Below are 14,952 nucleotides of genomic sequence, written 5' to 3' on the forward strand. Positions count from 1 at the left end.
AGTTTCGACAGCATTCCCACAGACACCCCACATGTCCGCGCGGCCTGATCAATTGGTAGGCCTTGGGCAGCGCGAGTCGCGCGCACCCTATCCCCAAGATGGGAGCAAATCTTGATCGTGGCGCGGGATGGCAACGTTGGATCTGGCAAAGGTCGTGGCATGGGCAATACAAAGTTATGAGAGTCCCGAGAGTAGCGAACACATCGTTATTTCACGAAAATGAAAGTATATCGGAGGCCGGCTTAGCGTGGTCTGCGATTCTCGCTGGAACATCCGTATCAACGTTCTGACGCTGGTTGCAACTCTGGCTGCCATTACCTCGACTGTGGGGTCCATATGCAGATGCTCACCGATCCAGAGGCGTAACTCGTTCAGACTTGAATCGTGCGCGCGCTGTGACTGAAGTGCGAAGCTAAACTGTGCCTGTCCGCCCGGGCGACGCAAGAACAGTACCAGATTCTTCGCTATTTCCAACGCGAAGTCATTTCCCAGATCTTCGCCTACCAGCGAAAGCGCGAGGTCCGATTTCGCGGGCAGCCATTCAGGAATCTCCGTGAAGTTATGCCGCCAGCTGCTCATGCATTTTGGCGCCCGGGATTCGCGGCAACAGCTCGATTCCAGACGATATGCCAGCCGACGTGTATACGTTGCCGTCCTTCCACCAGATGGGAACGGGGTCAACTTGTACTTCTTTGGGATAGCGCTCTGCCAGGCGCCGTGCCACCGGGGAACTCGACCAGGTGGCTTATGTTATCCGGTACAGGGCACCTGTCACCTCTCTAAGATCCGGCTGTCGTCGCAGCAGCTATTTGCCAATATATTGACGACCGTCGCTTGCAGGCGGCCCGGTGTCGTTGCTAACTGTTTTGCTTAGGAGGTAAAGACGCGATTCTTTCCTAATTAAGTGCCGCTTATAGAGCGAGCTCCGTCGAGGTTTTGCTCGGGGGGTCTCCGATGGCCCGAATGGCCGTGCTCGAATTTGGTCGACCAAGAGTCACGGGCCCTGCCGCATACTGCATCAATACGCCTGTCTTTGGCCTCAGCACGCCGACCAGGCGAACCGAGGACGTGGATTACGTGCGCACGCTTCTCACCGGCCCGCCAGCGTGGGCGAAATCGGTAAGCGCTCGCCGCAGAACACTTCGACCGAGCGCGCCGGCCGAGGCAGGGTCTGTTCCACATCGACTGGCCGCTCCCTTGTCACGGAGCCCGCGGCCTTGTCGGCRCACAAGGCATTTGAGGCGCTTCGGAGAGAGGCCAAATCGCCTGTAGCCAGCAAATTCTTTCTCGCAGGCTATATCGGCGGCGCCTTCATCGAAGTTGGCCAGGAAATCGAGTGGCAACAGGGTCGGGAGCTTGCGAGGGTGCTCGCCGACTGGGCAACCGCGTTTGCCAAGGCCGAAGGCCAGCAATGAAGCCCGCCCGCGTCCACCGCAACGCCCTGGGCGGCTTCACTATCGACGGCCCGTATTTCCGCCGTCCCTCGCGCGTCGCCGTTCTGGCTGGCCACTTCTTTCAATGACTGGGGGCGTGATCATGATCTACGCCAAAGTCAAATGCCCGCTGTTTGGCAATGAGCAACGCGTGTCGACGCGGTGGCATTTCAGGCGATAGAGCAGGCGCGCGCCGCGCTGGTGGTGACGTGTCAAATTGCGTAATCACCGGGCTCCACGCCGCTCTCCTTGAGGTCGAGCGACTTAACCAGCGCCGTCCATTGCTCGTTGTCGAATTCCTCCCCAAAGGCATCGACCTCGTTGCGCTCGTCGTAGTGAACAAACGTTACGAGGTAGTAGCCGGGCCGATAGTCGTCCTCTTCCATCTCGTCGTCTTCTGCCGGGTCAAACACGCCGAGAATGATGAATGCATCTCCCTGGTCGTTTTTCCAGACTGAGTGCAATGCAGGTTTTTCGAGCGCCATAACGCATTCCTTCTTCGTTGATCGGGTCGATCCGCACCAGAAAAACGGGCTGTGGCGCGAGGCCGTGCCGCGCCCGTTTCCGATGCGGTGGAAGCGAATCATAGCGCGGCGCATCGCTCATCTGGATATCCAGCATCGAGACTGGCGCCACGGAAACAAATACATGAGGCGACATGCGGAGGGCTATCAGCAGACCGTTTTTTCGCTGCACACGACAGATAGCGAAATCCGGATGAGGAACCTCGCGAGGGTGGCAGTGCCGGCATGGTGGCGCCCGCCGCAGTCGGCGCGATCAAGGCGGCAACCGGCAGCTTCACGCTCAGCCTCTACCTGCTGAGCCTGGCGCTGGTACTGGCGGCGGTCATTCTGGTCATATGGTTCCGGCCACGCGATACGGGTCCGGTGGTCGTAGGCTCCATCGAGGCACACTGAGCGCCCCCGCGCGATGGTGCGCTCAGGCCTTGGCGGCGGGGGGCGGTGCGCAGGACTCGCGCATGATGACCTGTGTGGTTAGCCGTACTTCCTGCGCCCCTTGCTCCTTCTCCTTCGCCTGCGCGCGGTCCGCGGCGCCGCCAATCGATCGCAGCAGAATTTCAGCGGCGGCGGTGCCCACGGCCTCGAGGTCCCAACTGATCGCGGTGATCGCGGGCGAATACAGTTGGGGCAGATCCCCGTCGCCGACGCAGATCAGGCTGACATCGTGCGGCACCCGATGGCCGGTTTGTCGCGTTGCCTGCAGTACGCCCGACAGGATGCGCGTGCCCAGGCAAATGAATGCCGTCGGTCGGGACTTTGCGGAAAGCAGGGCCAGCGCGTCGCTGAACGACAAATCCATGGCCGAGCGGCTTGCTCGGACGAGCGTTTCGTCCACCGTCAGGCCGCGCTCGGCCATCGCCGTGCGATATCCATCGATACGCTCGCGTCCGGGTCGCAAGGCACCGTCGGAGGTCATCAGCGCGATGCGCGTATGACCCAGGTCGAGCAGATACCGGCAGGCTTCGTATGCGCCCCGGAAGTGGTCCACGTGAACGCCCGATCCCTGCTCGCCGAAGTCGCGGTCCATGGCAACCACGGCCAGATCACGCGAGATCTGTTCAAGATAGTCGGCACGCTCCACTTCACAGGGCCCGAGAATCAGTCCGTCGACGCGCCGCCGGCGAAACAGGTCCACCATCAGCTCTTCCTGCGCCTTGCTATTGTGGGTGTTTCCGACCACCATGGCGTAGCCTTCGCGCTGCAGGCGGATCTCCACCGCGGTAATGATGCGGGCATACAGCGGGTTGGCCAGATCGGAAACCAGCAGTCCCACCACGCCAGAGGTACCCGTGCGCATGCTCTGCGCGATCGGATCGGGCGCATACGCCAGCGCCTTCGCTGCGCGTTCCACGGCCTGGAGAGCCGCTTCGCTTACGGGACCGCTACGATTTAGCGCCCGCGAGGCCGTACCCAACGACACGCCGGCCGCGCGCGCCACGTCACGAATCGTGACGCGGGTGGGCGTATCGGAACTAGGGGTGCGCGTTCGGCTACTCATTTTTGATCCTGGGGCTTGCTAGCGGATGGCGGCAGTGCCGCCGGCTTCGTTCGCGATTATCGCCGAAATCGGCCCCACCCATTGCCGCACCTAGTACATCGCACGGCCGCCACTGATGTCGAAAACCGCCCCGGTGCTGAAGCTGCAGCGCGCGGAGCACAGCCAGGCCGTCATCTCGGCGACCTCCTCGACGCGGACGAAGCGTTTCATCGGCACGCGCTCCAGAAGTCGCGCCTGCAATTGCGCACGCTGACTATCGTCGTAGACGCCGAAGATATCGGTATCGGCAGCACTGGGCGTGATGCAGTTGACCATCACACCGGTTTCGGCCAACTCCTTGCCCAGGCTTTTGGTCATCGAAATTAGCGCTGCCTTCGACGCAGCGTAGGCGCCGGCGAAGGGGTTGCCCTCCTTCCCGGCAATCGACGCCACATTGACCACGCGGCCATAACCATGGCTCACCATGATGGGCACCACAGCCTGCGCACACTGCAACGCGCCAAAGACGTTCACGTCGAAGACGCGCTTCCATTCCTCCAGCGAGGCCTCGATCGTAGGACCGCTGCGCCCCAGAATGGCGGCATTGTTGACCAGCGCGTGGGCGCTCCCAGCGCTTCCGTGGACTGTGCCAGCGCGCGGTCGACCTGAGCGCGATCCGTGATGTTAACCGCGACAGACATCGCGTGGGCGCCACTTGCACGTAGCGATTGCTCGGCCTCGTTGAGTTGCCCGGCATCGCGATCCCACAATGCTACGGAAAAACCCTCCGCGGCCAGACGGGCACCAATCGCCAATCCAATGCCGCGCGCGGCGCCCGTCACCACTGCGACGCGTCGCCCCGGTTCCTTGCTTTCGTTGGTGGTCATTGCGGCGCTCCAATCCGGCGGATCGGATCAGCGCCGTCCCACCCTTTGGCGGCGGCGGCAATCGACGCGAAATACTCACCCTTGCCACCCGCCATTTCCGAGATCTCCACGATGTTGCCAGGTAAGTCCGCGTGGACGTAGTAGGCAAATCGGCCGCGCATGCCCATGCGGCCGCCGTGCCCCTCTACATAGCCGCGCCCACGCAAGGCTTCCGCGTACTCGTCGAACCGATCGTCTGTCCAGTAGGCGATATGCTGCATGCCCTCTCCTGCCTGCTTCAGGGAATCCAGATACAGCGACGGCGCATCGTTGCGTTGCTGGATCAGCTCGATCTGGACACCCCCTGAATTGGCAAGGGCGATAGACAGGTCCGGCAGCGCCGATGTCTTGCCGTAGTAACGGAACTCCGTGGTACCAACGGCTTTCTTGTAGAACCAGGGGCCGACTCCCAACACTTCGCTCCAGTGCCGCATGGCCTTCTCCATATCGCGCACGACATAGCCAATCTGGCAAACGCCACCAAACAGCAAACTCATTGTCTCTCTCCGTCCAAATTGGAAACGTTTCCATTTTTTAAGTTTAGTCGGCATTGCGATTGGAGGCGGCCTAGCGTTTACCATGATTGCCACTCCTTGCGTGGCCTACCAAACTTAGTGGAAACGTTTCCACTTCAATTGGAACGCGACTGACAACGTCTGCATTGCAGAACGGACGGATACCTACGGAGACAGACATGAATAGATTTCTTGCCGGCGGCCTGCTCGCCCTTGCGGCCACGGCCGCCCAGGCCGGCGATGTCGCCTCTTATCCCGATCGCCCCATCCGCATGCTGTTGCCCTTCTCCGCCGGAGGCGGTGGCGACATTCTCGGGCGGCTGCTCGCCGAACGCTTCGCGGCGCAACTCAAGCAGCCGGTGGTAGTGGAGAACAAGCCTGGTGCGGCTGGCACGATCGGTACCCACGCCGTGGCCACCGCGGCACCGGACGGCTACACGATCATGATCGGCGGCATGTCGACCCACCAGCTTGCGCCGGCCACGTACACGAAACTGCCCTACGACCCGGTGCGCGACTTCCAGAGTCTGGGGGCGATAGGAAACTCGTCAATCGTGATGATTGCTGCCAATCAGTATCCGGCGAACGACCTCAAGCAACTGATTGCGCTGTCGCGCAAGGACAAGACGCCGATTCAATATGCAAGCTGGGGAGCGGGATCCACGGGCCACTTCTGTGGCGAGGTCCTGAGCCAGAAGGCCGGCATACCGATGCAGCACGTGCCATACAAGGGCACGTCCCAGATTGTGACCGACATCCTCGGCAACCACATCTCTGTGGGCTTCGTCGACATGGTGACTGCTACCCCTTTCGTAAAGGAAGGCAAGGTCAAGGCGCTCGCCGTATGCACGCGACGTTCGCCCAGCTTGCCAAACGTCGCCAGCTATAAGGAACAGGGCGTGGACTTCGACCGCGAACTGACCTGGGTCATGTATGTGCCAGCAAAAACGCCGAAACCCATCGTGGAGAAACTGTCTCGCGTCCTGGAAACCACGCTCAAGGAACCTGCGGTCGTAAACAAGCTGCTCTCGCTGGGTATCACCGCGAAGTATGTGCCCGGACCGGAGCAACAGGCTATCAATGCCCGCGATATTCCCATGTGGAAGGCCATCGCGACGCAAGCGAACATCAAGCTGGATTAAGCAACGGGCGTTGCCCCGCGGCACCCAATCACGATTCGAATTCTCGTTATCTACCACAGGAGATTTTTAATGTCTGCTACGCTCGACGCCGCACGCATCAAAACCGTGCGCGACCACATGGCTCTGGAATGCGTCCATGACTGGGACGCCGTCATCGATACGTTTTCCCACCCTCGCTACGAAATGCATGGCAGCGGCGTTGTCTTTGACGGTGAAACGGAGGTACGCGGCTATTTTGATTCGTCGCGGATTCCCTTCCCCGACCTCAAGAACGAAATCATCGCCATTGCTGCCGTCGACGAAACGGTGCTCGTAGAGTTCTGGTTGCAGGGCACGCATCTCGGCCCGCTTCAGGCCAACGGCAAGACCTTCGCACCGACGGGCCGCACCTTCCGTGTACGAATGGCCGCCACGTTCGAGTTTGCGCCGGCCTCGGACAAGATCATCTGCGAGCGCCCATACTCGGCGCCCGACGCCAAGCTGCGCGCGCTCGGCCTGCTCTGAGGGGCGCGGGCATGGGAAATTCAGCACTTGCAATCGCCAGTGGGCATGGCCGGCTGGCCGGCAAGGTCGCCATCGTCGTGGGCACTGGCTCCAGTGGCGCGGACGCCAGCAATGGTTCCGCTGCGGCCATTGTCTATGCGCGAGAAGGCGCGCGCGTGCTCTGCGTAGACCGTGACACCGAAGCCGCGCAACGCGTCGTCGAACAAATCCGCGAAACCGGCGGCGAAGCACTGCCATTCGAGGCCGACGTATGCAGCAAGGCCCAGCTTGCAGCCATGGCCAGCTATTGCGCATCCGAGTACGGTCGCATCGACGTACTGCATAACAATGTCGGTATCGAGATCGTGGCAGAGCTCGAGAAGATCCGTGAGGAAGACTGGGATCGCGTCTTTGACATCAATCTCAAAGGCGTCATGCTGGCCTGCCAGCAGGTAATCCCGCGCATGGTGCAAAAGGGGGGGGGTTCGATCGTCAATATTTCGTCGATCGCCAGCCGCAAATGGAGCCCGATGCCGTTTCTGGCTTACAACGCGTCGAAGGCGGCGCTCAACCATATGACGCGTGTGCTCGCGCGCCGCTACGCCGCGGATCGCGTTCGGGCTAACGTCGTGGTCCCCGGATTGATCGACACACCACACGCAGCACACCTGACCACCGGTGACGCTGCCGCACGACGCGCGAAACCAGCGCTGCCCGATGGGCCACCAAGGCTCCCCGTGGGACATCGCCTACGCGTCGCTTTTCCTCGCAAGCGATGAATCTCGCTACATCACCGGCATCGAAATCGCAGTCGATGGCGGTCTGTATCTCTGAGTCATCCCGGACGTCCGGACACCCTCAACATACCGGCGGCGAGACTTATGCGAATCCATGCGATTCGACTCGTCGCCTCAGGAGATTTGCATCATGGCATTGCCCAAGGTCTTTACCCATCAGGATCGACTGCTGACCGTCAACATTCACGATGCAGTGGAGTTCCCAGGATCGGAATCCGGTTCTACTATCGTCCCGCTCTTCCTCGATCGTGAGAACGGTGTCTGGGTCTTGTACGGAAAATTCGAGCCAGGCACGACCCTGCCGCCCCACTTCCACACCGGAACCGTCCACTTCTTCACGACGAAGGGTGAATGGAACTATGTCGAATACCCCGAGGACCCGCAAACAGCCGGTAGTTACCTGTACGAGCCGGGCGGCTCCATTCACACTTTCTCGGTGCCAGCCGATGCCAAAGAGCCCGCTGAGGGCTTTATGGTCGTCTATGGCGCCAACGTGATCTTCAAGGACAGCGAATACCAGTCCGTGCGTGACGCCGGCGCGATCGAGGACGGCATCCTCAATGCCGCCAAGGCCATGGGCCTGCCAACGCCACGGTATATCCGGCCAAACGGCGGCGCCACGTTCTCGCGCGACTAAATTTTCACGCCCGTATGCCGTACAGGCGTGTCTCGAGCGGGCACGCCTTAAAAAATACAAGACTTGATGGAGACAGAATCCCATGAATCAGAAAAGGCGCCTCTTGATGCAGGCATCGGCTGCTACGGTTCTGACGAGCCTCCACACGCTTGCTAGTGCCAAAAGCGACTGGCGAGCGACCCGTCCAATACAACTCATCGTTCCCGGCCAGGCCGGCGGCATGTCTGACATCATCGCACGCGTGTTTGGTGCCGGTGCGGGCAACGACCTAGGCGAGCGCATCGTCGTCGATAACCGCCCAGGCGCGTCCGGGGTCATCGGGTCTTATCTGCTCTCCAACGCCACACCTGACGGGCAGACGCTACTGACAGCCAGCAGCGATACCCACACAATCTATCCGCATTTCTCCAACAATCCGAAGTTCAGGCCGGAGAAACACGTGCCGATCGCGACGCTGGCCTTCGTACCATTCGCGCTTGCCGTGAAACGGAACCTGCCGGTGAACAACCTGCGCGAGTTCATCGAACTGTGCAAGAAGAGGACGATAAGCTATTCCACCTGGGGTATCGGTACGACTGGCCATGCGGCAATGCTGGCATTCATGCGTTCCGCTGGCATTCCAGACATGTTGCACGTGCCGTTCACTGGCAGCGCCCCAGCCGTGCAAGCCCTGCTCGCCGGGCAAGTCGATGCCATGATGGGCGCCATACCGCTGATCTCGACCAACCGCGCACAACTTCGTCCATTGTCCGTGATGTCTCGCGAGCCGTCTGCCGCCTTGCCAGGAACGCCGACGATGGCGCAGGCAGGCTTGGCAAACGCGGCAGACAGCAAGGGCTTCTGGGTTGGGTTGATGGCTCCCCCCAGCACGCCCGCCGCCATCGTAGACGCGATCGCGGCCGAAGCCGTCAAGGTCATGAAGCAAGCTGAAGTCCGTCAGAAGCTCCAAGGCATGGGAGCGCAGTCCGAATCGCTCGGCCCCACCGAGTTCGGCAGGCTGATCACAGAGGAGTCCGCACGCTGGTCCGGCATTGCCCGCGACGCCGGCGTGGCTCGGCAGAACATTTGATGCCCATATGCATTTGCCAAACGCCTAAGGAGACAAAATGAGACAGCTTCGATTCGGGCAGGTCACGATAGACCGAATTGTGGAACAGGAGCAATTCTGGGCCGATGCATCGTGGCTCTATCCGGGTATCGACGACGAAGTAGTGGCGCGGCAGAAGGCACGGCTCGGCCCGCGGCTGATCCACCCGCAGACGTCGCAGCTTTGCATCAGCTTTCACAGCTACCTCATCCGGTCCGGCGGTAGAAACATTCTCGTCGACACCTGCAACGGCAATCACAAGGATCGTCCTCGTGCGCTGTGGCAACATCAGCGCGCCTCCGACAACTACCTGACCAGCCTGGCAGCCCAAGGCGTAAGGCCCGAAGACATCGACATGGTGTTATGCACGCACCTTCATACGGACCACGTCGGCTGGAACACGCGCCTTGACAATGGAAACTGGGTGCCGACGTTTCCCAATGCTCGCTACTTGTTCTCCCGGCAGGAGTTCGATCACTTCATGAAGATGCACACGGGCCAACCCGCCCTTCCCGTCAATCAAGGCTCGTTTGCAGACAGTGTGCTGCCAATTGTCGAATCGGGTCTCGCGGACCTGATTGACGTGGACCATTTCGTGGATGGCGATCTATCCCACGGCATCTGGATTGAGGACGCGAGCGGACATACGCCGGGTCATGTCTCGGTGCATATCAAGGGTGGGGGAAACGAAGCTATCATGACCGGCGACGTCTTCCATCATCCCATTGTCTTCAACGAACCGTCATTGAAAAACACAGGTGACTGGCGTCCGGACCTGGCAATACTCACGCGGCAACGCCTGATGGTACGGTGCGTCGACGCGCCTGTCACGCTGCTGTCGATGCATTTCCCATCGCCGACGGCTGGCAAGCTTCTGTCACATCACGACGGCTTCCGCTTTCATTTCTTTGAGCCTTGACCCGCATTCTGCATGTGTCAACGGTCGCTTCCGGTACGCGAGGCCGCACGAAACATGATGCAAGTGCCAATCCCCGAGTTGGCAATGCGCAGCGAGGCCTCGCTTGTCGGGGCGCGTGACACCAAGCGCGCCGGACGGGACATCTGACGGGCCGAGCCGAACTTGACTTCATCGCCGCCCGGGTAGATTGGATGCACGTTCATCACCCAGGTGCTTCCGATGCGGGCCCACTCCCCCCAACTCACCCTCTTCGACGACGCTCGCGGATTCGTCGCACAATCAATAGCTCGCCCGTTGGTGTTGATGGCCTACTCCGCCACGACTTTGTGAAGTGGGCCTTGTCGCGGAGGCCATGGAATCGGTGACCCGCTGGGAAAAGCAACGCGCCCCGCTGTCACCACTCAATGATTCATCGGCAAGGCCACCGCCCCGCGCTTATGCGCGAAGCTGGCGGCCGCGAACGCCAGACCTTCCCGGTCCAGCGACGCCAGCGCCATCGCGTCCTGCTCGGCACAGCCGGCGCGCAGCGCCGTTCCATGCGGGTCGACCAGGAATGCGCCACGCGCGGCGGCGTCGGCGTACACGCTGGCCAGCAGGCGCTCGACGCGGCGCCCGCGCTCCAGGTCCGCGCCATGCGGGGCCACTTGCCCTGGCAGCGCATGGCTCCCCTGCGGCACGCGGCGCCGCGCACGCCCGGCCGCCAGCGCGGCGCGCGCCAGATCGAGCTGCCGCAGCAATTCAGCAATAGGTGGATAAGCGCCATCGCGCTCGACCACCACCGTCAGCGCGTGTGGCACGCGAGCCGCAAGTTCGGCCAGCAARCCAAAGACTGCGTCCGGCGGATCGTGCAGATGATCGTCCAGCAAGCGCCGACCAGCCGCCGCCGGATTGCCGATCCAGCGCCCGCCAGCCAGGTGCACACAGCGCACCCGGGCCAGCGGCAGCGTGCGCAGCTGGGCAAGCGGGTCCTGCCCGAAATTGAGCGCGTTGGCGTGGAGGTTGTGCAAATCCAGCAATAGCGTGACGTCCGCCGCTTCGGCAATCGCGCCGAGCCAGCCGCTTTCGTCCAGTGTGGAGACCGGCGGATCGATCAGCGTGGCGATGTTCTCGAGCATGGGCAGGCTGCCCACCACGCGGCGCGCTTCCCGCAGGTTGCGCAAAGTACCCTCAACCGTGGCCGCAGTGCGAGGCGGCGCCGCCAGGTGGCCAATCTCGATGCCCCCCGCGCGCACGAATGCCAGGTGCTCCGACCACCCCAGCGGCCGTACCTTGTCCACCAGCCGCGCCATGGCCTGCAACCGTACCGGCTGCACTGGCCACGCCGAGGCCAGGCCCATGCCCACCCCGTGAAGCAGCACCGGCACCTGGCGCGCCAGAGTGGCAAGCGCACGCCATTGTGCGGGAGGACGGTCGAACCAGCCATCCGCGATCACCTCCAGCACGTCGATGCGGTCAAGATGGTGCTGGATGCCAGCCACCAGTTCCGGTCGCCAGCCCAGCCCGACGCGGTCCGCCGGCATGGCGCCGTCAGTCGCCACCGCCGCCTCCGCAGCCCCCGCAGCCGCTACCCCCGCCGCTATCACCACTGTCAATGCTACTGCCGCAAGAGCTGCTGCAGCCACCGCTGTTGTCCGGTTGATTCTCGTCCTTGACAGACAGTGGCCCGAGGGGAAGCAACGTGCGCACGTATGGGAAAACGGCCGGCGGCAGCGCCTCGAGGCCAAACACCGCCGCCAGCCAGGTGGCATCGGGGTCCTGGCCGGAAGGCCTGAGCCTACGCGAACGCAGGCTGCCGAACAGCACACGCTGGTCCGCCAGGAAGCGCTCGCCGGCCGGTGTGAGACGTTGCGGATCTGGCATCAGGAACACCCAGGAGACGCCTGCGAGAATGATCAGCAGCCACACGTTATAGTGACCATGCAACAGCGCGTGGACCACCTTGAAGCCTGCCACGCCCAGCAGCAAAGCCAGTGCGCACCAGTAGGCCGCGGGCTTGCTGTCGTCATCCGGTGTCAGCAGTCCAGCCTTGCGCAGCGCCGACTGGTAATCTGCCGTGGCCGGGCGCGGCCACGGCTTGTTCTCAAGCAGCTGCCGCGTCGGCCGTGGGATTCGGCAGGTTGTCAGCGCCGCGCGCTCGAGTGGACGCCGAGCGAGTTCGACAGCACCTTTCGTGCAGAGCTTGATGCCGGATATCTCCAGCAAGCCGCGATCGATCAGGGAAAACAACACGGCCCGTTTCGCCTCCCCCTCGCCGCCGCGCAGGTAAGCCACGCAATATGGATCCGAGGTCAGCGGCCCGAGTGGGGCCGTCGCCGGGTAACGCCAGGGCGCACGCAGCCAGCGGCGCAAGCCAAACGCCACCATCAGGCCAAAGACCACATAGAATGCAAGAAACGCCTGGCCGGGCCAGCTAAATGGATTCAGCGGATTGGCCAGCGTCATGCACCGAGCTCCGCGCGCATGCGCCCGGCCATGTCGATGACGGTGAGCAAGAGGACTTCTCCTTCTCCCGGCGCCAGGGCCCCGCCTTCCCGCAAGCCAGAGAAGCGCGTCAGCGCGGCGCTGGCGGCAGCATTGCTCCAGCCATCCACGACCCGTTGCAGGGCTGCCTTAGGCGACGCCACCGTTTCACCCCGCAGGGACAGCAAGGCAGCGGCGCTGGCGCGCAGCGGGCCCGTGGCGTCCGCCAGCAAGGCCGGGAGTTGTTCCTCGCGCGCGGCGCGAGTGGCATAGGCATTGCGCCACCGCAGGATCATGTTCAGAAGCAACTGCTTCAGGTGGCCGGCGATCACGTCCGGGCCGATCGCGACACCTGCAAAAGGATCGTCGCCGTACGCCACCCGATGGCGACGCAGCACGTCGAAGAATTTGACGGGGAAGGCCTGCGCCGCCGCCTCGATCTCATCCTCCAGCAGGAACATCGCATCCAGCCGAACCGCTGCATGCAGCGCGCGCAAGGTATCGCGCAACGCGTCGATCCGCACGGGCTCGAATCGGTGCAGCACCACCAGCACGTTGATATCGGACCGCGCGCGCACCGCGTCTTCGGCGGCGGAGCCATATAGCACGATGGCACGCAGGCTGTCGCCCAGGGCGGTCCGCGCCGCCCCGACAAAGCTTTCCATGGCCAGATTGGTCCGCTGCTGGCTGAGTGTGTCGATCACGATGGCCCCGTCTTTATCGGTATTGTTCTGCGCTGTGAATAATACGTGAAAGTGTCAAAAAAGGTAGATACAGCAAATCTATCACAATGCTTTCGACAACAAGAAAACGCCCCACCGGAACCGATTGGGGATCTGCATGGCTGTCAAGCGCGACTGTCATAGGAACGACGCGCCTGCGCGAGCCGTCGATTTTTGGCGAGAGGCCGGATAGCAAGCCGGAGAATTGTGGAGATCAGCAAAGCTTTCGACTTCTACCAATATGTGAGGTCTTTGTGGCCCGGCCGGAATTGCACACGAACTCGCAGCGATTGTCCAGTGGCAGCCGGCCTGCGGACGCTCGACACGCTTTTGATGCCTGCGGAGCTGGATGCGTGCACCAATGCCTACCACCTACTCAAACGTGCACGGCCAAACGAAGTCCCACACCGACTGCGAAGCTGCACTGTCGTGGCTGCGATCAAATCACGCCCAGCCAGTCAGCCGGTGCGGAATAGCGATTGGCCGAAGGACGAGCCGGACCCTATTTACCTGCCCGGGAACGCCGACGCCAGGCTGCAGGCATAGCGGAATGGCACGTTCGCCGCCAGACCCTGCCGGTCGCCAGCGACCGCGTTTTCTCACTCATAGCCAGCGGAGAGCCGATACTGATATGAGCTTTGGCAAGATTGTGCGAGCGGCGCTCTTGGCCATCGATTTCGAAGACGAAGACATGAGCCCGCGGGTGCTGCGCAACACGTACTGCCGGCGCCAGCTACTTGCCGGCCACGGCCGGGAAGAAGTCAGCAATCTGCTTGGGCTGGCCAGCACGCGAACCTGCGACCGGATCAGGGCTACCATCGGCGCGCAGTTGTAATCGTTGGTTTCACGCAGTCGCACACACAGCATGGAGTTTGCTATTCTCTCGAACGCCTCCACGGCGACATATCAACGAGTAACTAGATCACAGAAGAATCCATGGCAACCAAAGCGAAAGCTGTAGTAAAGACCCCGGCCAAGCCTGCAGCCAAGAAGGCAGCGGCACCTGCCACGAAGACGGCCGCACCGGCAAAGAAAGCCGCCGCTGCTGCTGCGCCGGTAGCGAAACCGCTGAAGGAAACCTTCACCAAGGCGAGCTTGCTGGCCCACCTGGTCGCCCAGACCGAGCTGGACGCCAAGACCGTCAAGACCGTGCTGGCACACCTGGAAAACACGGTCCTGAGCGCGGTGCACAAGAAGGGTGCGGGCGAGTTCACGCTCCCTGGCCTGCTCAAGGTCACTGCCTTGCAGGTGCCGGCGACGAAGAAGCGTTTCGGCAAGAACCCGTTCACCGGTGAGGACCAGTGGTTCGCGGCCAAGCCGGCCACCGTTAAGGTGAAGGTGCGCCCGCTGAAGAAACTCAAGGATGCCGCGCTGTAACGAAGCAACCGTACTCATGATTTTCTCGCGCTTACCACACAAGGGGTAGTGGTCACAACACGACTCGCAACGACCATGCGTAGGTCATCTTTTTTCTGATGCGCCGAGTACCTAGCCAATATAGGTCACTCAATTTCGCGTCTTGAGGGATTGACTGGCGGGTTCTGATTTTGGCGGTTAATTGCGATAATTGTCTTCTGCTGGCAGGGAGTGGCTAACAAAACCTTGTCATCGTCACATAGCTGTTGAGCGTTGCTATGTGTTATGGCACGGAAGAAGATCAACCACGAATTGTGGAAGGCATTGCAGCCGCTGCTGCCGAAGGTGGAACCCTCCCCAAAGGGCGGCCGCCCTAGGCTGGACGACCGAGCAGCGCTAAACGGCATCCTATTTGTCTTGCAGACTGGGATTCCGTGGGAAGACGTGCCGCAGGAGCTGGGCTTGGGCAGCGGCATG

Annotated in this window: 18 protein-coding genes and 1 pseudogene; 12 read left to right on the plus strand and 7 right to left on the minus strand. The window is 61.8% G+C overall.

Annotated features, from left to right (window positions below; genetic code table 11):
- Positions 1-1,217 precede the first annotated feature (1,217 nt).
- Complete coding sequence (locus AC1DQR_RS39355) at positions 1,218-1,415, plus strand: hypothetical protein (RefSeq protein ID WP_416046946.1); 198 nt, start codon at positions 1,218-1,220, stop codon at positions 1,413-1,415.
- Between the two features lie 230 nt (positions 1,416-1,645).
- On the opposite strand, the gene AC1DQR_RS39360 is transcribed toward AC1DQR_RS39355, so the two are convergent.
- The gene (locus AC1DQR_RS39360) at positions 1,646-2,020 is read right to left on the minus strand and encodes a hypothetical protein (protein WP_416046945.1); all 375 of its coding nucleotides are present in this window, start codon (positions 2,018-2,020) and stop codon (positions 1,646-1,648) included.
- Positions 2,021-2,182: 162 nt separating this feature from the next.
- Here AC1DQR_RS39360 and AC1DQR_RS39365 point away from each other — a divergent pair, with 162 nt between their 5' ends.
- Entirely contained in the window at positions 2,183-2,350 is a 168-nt protein-coding gene (locus AC1DQR_RS39365; RefSeq protein ID WP_416046944.1) for a hypothetical protein, read from the plus strand.
- Between the two features lie 22 nt (positions 2,351-2,372).
- Here AC1DQR_RS39365 and AC1DQR_RS39370 read toward each other — a convergent pair whose 3' ends face one another.
- The 3 genes and pseudogenes from AC1DQR_RS39370 to AC1DQR_RS39380 form a co-directional block, all read right to left on the minus strand.
- Positions 2,373-3,452, minus strand: a complete 1,080-nt coding sequence (locus AC1DQR_RS39370) for a LacI family DNA-binding transcriptional regulator (RefSeq protein ID WP_416046943.1) — start codon at positions 3,450-3,452, stop codon at positions 2,373-2,375.
- A gap of 90 nt (positions 3,453-3,542) precedes the next feature.
- Positions 3,543-4,318: pseudogene (locus tag AC1DQR_RS39375) on the minus strand (SDR family NAD(P)-dependent oxidoreductase).
- Entirely contained in the window at positions 4,315-4,854 is a 540-nt protein-coding gene (locus AC1DQR_RS39380) for a VOC family protein (RefSeq protein ID WP_416046941.1), read from the minus strand. Before AC1DQR_RS39380 ends, AC1DQR_RS39375 begins: the two are co-directional and overlap by 4 nt.
- Positions 4,855-5,051: 197 nt before the next feature.
- Between AC1DQR_RS39380 and AC1DQR_RS39385 the strand changes: the two genes are divergently transcribed.
- From AC1DQR_RS39385 to AC1DQR_RS39415, 7 genes are all read left to right on the plus strand, one after another.
- Positions 5,052-6,014, plus strand: coding sequence for a Bug family tripartite tricarboxylate transporter substrate binding protein (locus AC1DQR_RS39385; RefSeq protein ID WP_416046940.1), 963 nt, complete (start codon positions 5,052-5,054; stop codon positions 6,012-6,014).
- Between the two features lie 69 nt (positions 6,015-6,083).
- Positions 6,084-6,518, plus strand: a complete 435-nt coding sequence (locus AC1DQR_RS39390) for an ester cyclase (RefSeq protein WP_416046939.1) — start codon at positions 6,084-6,086, stop codon at positions 6,516-6,518.
- Between the two features lie 11 nt (positions 6,519-6,529).
- On the plus strand, positions 6,530-7,276 hold the full coding sequence (locus AC1DQR_RS39395; RefSeq protein WP_477135050.1) for an SDR family NAD(P)-dependent oxidoreductase: 747 nt from the start codon (positions 6,530-6,532) through the stop codon (positions 7,274-7,276).
- The gene (locus AC1DQR_RS39400; protein WP_477135053.1) at positions 7,242-7,331 is read left to right on the plus strand and encodes an SDR family oxidoreductase; all 90 of its coding nucleotides are present in this window, start codon (positions 7,242-7,244) and stop codon (positions 7,329-7,331) included. Before AC1DQR_RS39395 ends, AC1DQR_RS39400 begins: the two co-directional genes overlap by 35 nt.
- 93 nt (positions 7,332-7,424) lie before the next feature.
- The gene (locus AC1DQR_RS39405) at positions 7,425-7,931 is read left to right on the plus strand and encodes a 2,4'-dihydroxyacetophenone dioxygenase family protein (RefSeq protein ID WP_416046938.1); all 507 of its coding nucleotides are present in this window, start codon (positions 7,425-7,427) and stop codon (positions 7,929-7,931) included.
- 82 nt (positions 7,932-8,013) lie between these two features.
- A complete protein-coding gene (locus AC1DQR_RS39410; RefSeq protein ID WP_477135051.1) occupies positions 8,014-9,000 on the plus strand; it encodes a Bug family tripartite tricarboxylate transporter substrate binding protein in 987 nt (328 codons plus the stop codon).
- A 37-nt stretch (positions 9,001-9,037) separates the two neighbouring features.
- Positions 9,038-9,937 carry an MBL fold metallo-hydrolase gene (locus tag AC1DQR_RS39415; RefSeq protein WP_416046936.1) on the plus strand — a complete coding sequence of 300 codons (900 nt, stop codon included), beginning with the start codon at positions 9,038-9,040 and terminating at the stop codon, positions 9,935-9,937.
- 401 nt (positions 9,938-10,338) lie between these two features.
- Here AC1DQR_RS39415 and AC1DQR_RS39420 read toward each other — a convergent pair whose 3' ends face one another.
- Genes AC1DQR_RS39420 through AC1DQR_RS39430 form a run of 3 tightly spaced genes read right to left on the minus strand, consistent with a single transcriptional unit; the run spans position 10,339 to position 13,101 of the window.
- A complete protein-coding gene (locus AC1DQR_RS39420; protein ID WP_416046935.1) occupies positions 10,339-11,475 on the minus strand; it encodes an MbnB/TglH/ChrH family RiPP precursor modification enzyme in 1,137 nt (378 codons plus the stop codon).
- On the minus strand, positions 11,465-12,379 hold the full coding sequence (locus AC1DQR_RS39425; protein WP_416046934.1) for a TIGR04222 domain-containing membrane protein: 915 nt from the start codon (positions 12,377-12,379) through the stop codon (positions 11,465-11,467). Before AC1DQR_RS39425 ends, AC1DQR_RS39420 begins: the two co-directional genes overlap by 11 nt.
- A complete protein-coding gene (locus AC1DQR_RS39430) occupies positions 12,376-13,101 on the minus strand; it encodes a hypothetical protein (protein WP_416046933.1) in 726 nt (241 codons plus the stop codon). Before AC1DQR_RS39430 ends, AC1DQR_RS39425 begins: the two co-directional genes overlap by 4 nt.
- Before the next feature lie 649 nt (positions 13,102-13,750).
- Between AC1DQR_RS39430 and AC1DQR_RS39435 the strand changes: the two genes are divergently transcribed.
- The 3 genes from AC1DQR_RS39435 to AC1DQR_RS39445 all read left to right on the plus strand — a co-directional run.
- A complete protein-coding gene (locus AC1DQR_RS39435; protein ID WP_416046932.1) occupies positions 13,751-13,954 on the plus strand; it encodes a hypothetical protein in 204 nt (67 codons plus the stop codon).
- A gap of 101 nt (positions 13,955-14,055) precedes the next feature.
- The gene (locus AC1DQR_RS39440; protein WP_416046931.1) at positions 14,056-14,496 is read left to right on the plus strand and encodes an HU family DNA-binding protein; all 441 of its coding nucleotides are present in this window, start codon (positions 14,056-14,058) and stop codon (positions 14,494-14,496) included.
- A gap of 264 nt (positions 14,497-14,760) precedes the next feature.
- The coding region (locus AC1DQR_RS39445) for a transposase (protein ID WP_477135052.1) at positions 14,761-14,952 on the plus strand (192 nt) is incomplete at its 3' end.

Source organism: Cupriavidus sp. 05L411 (genome assembly GCF_056398045.1).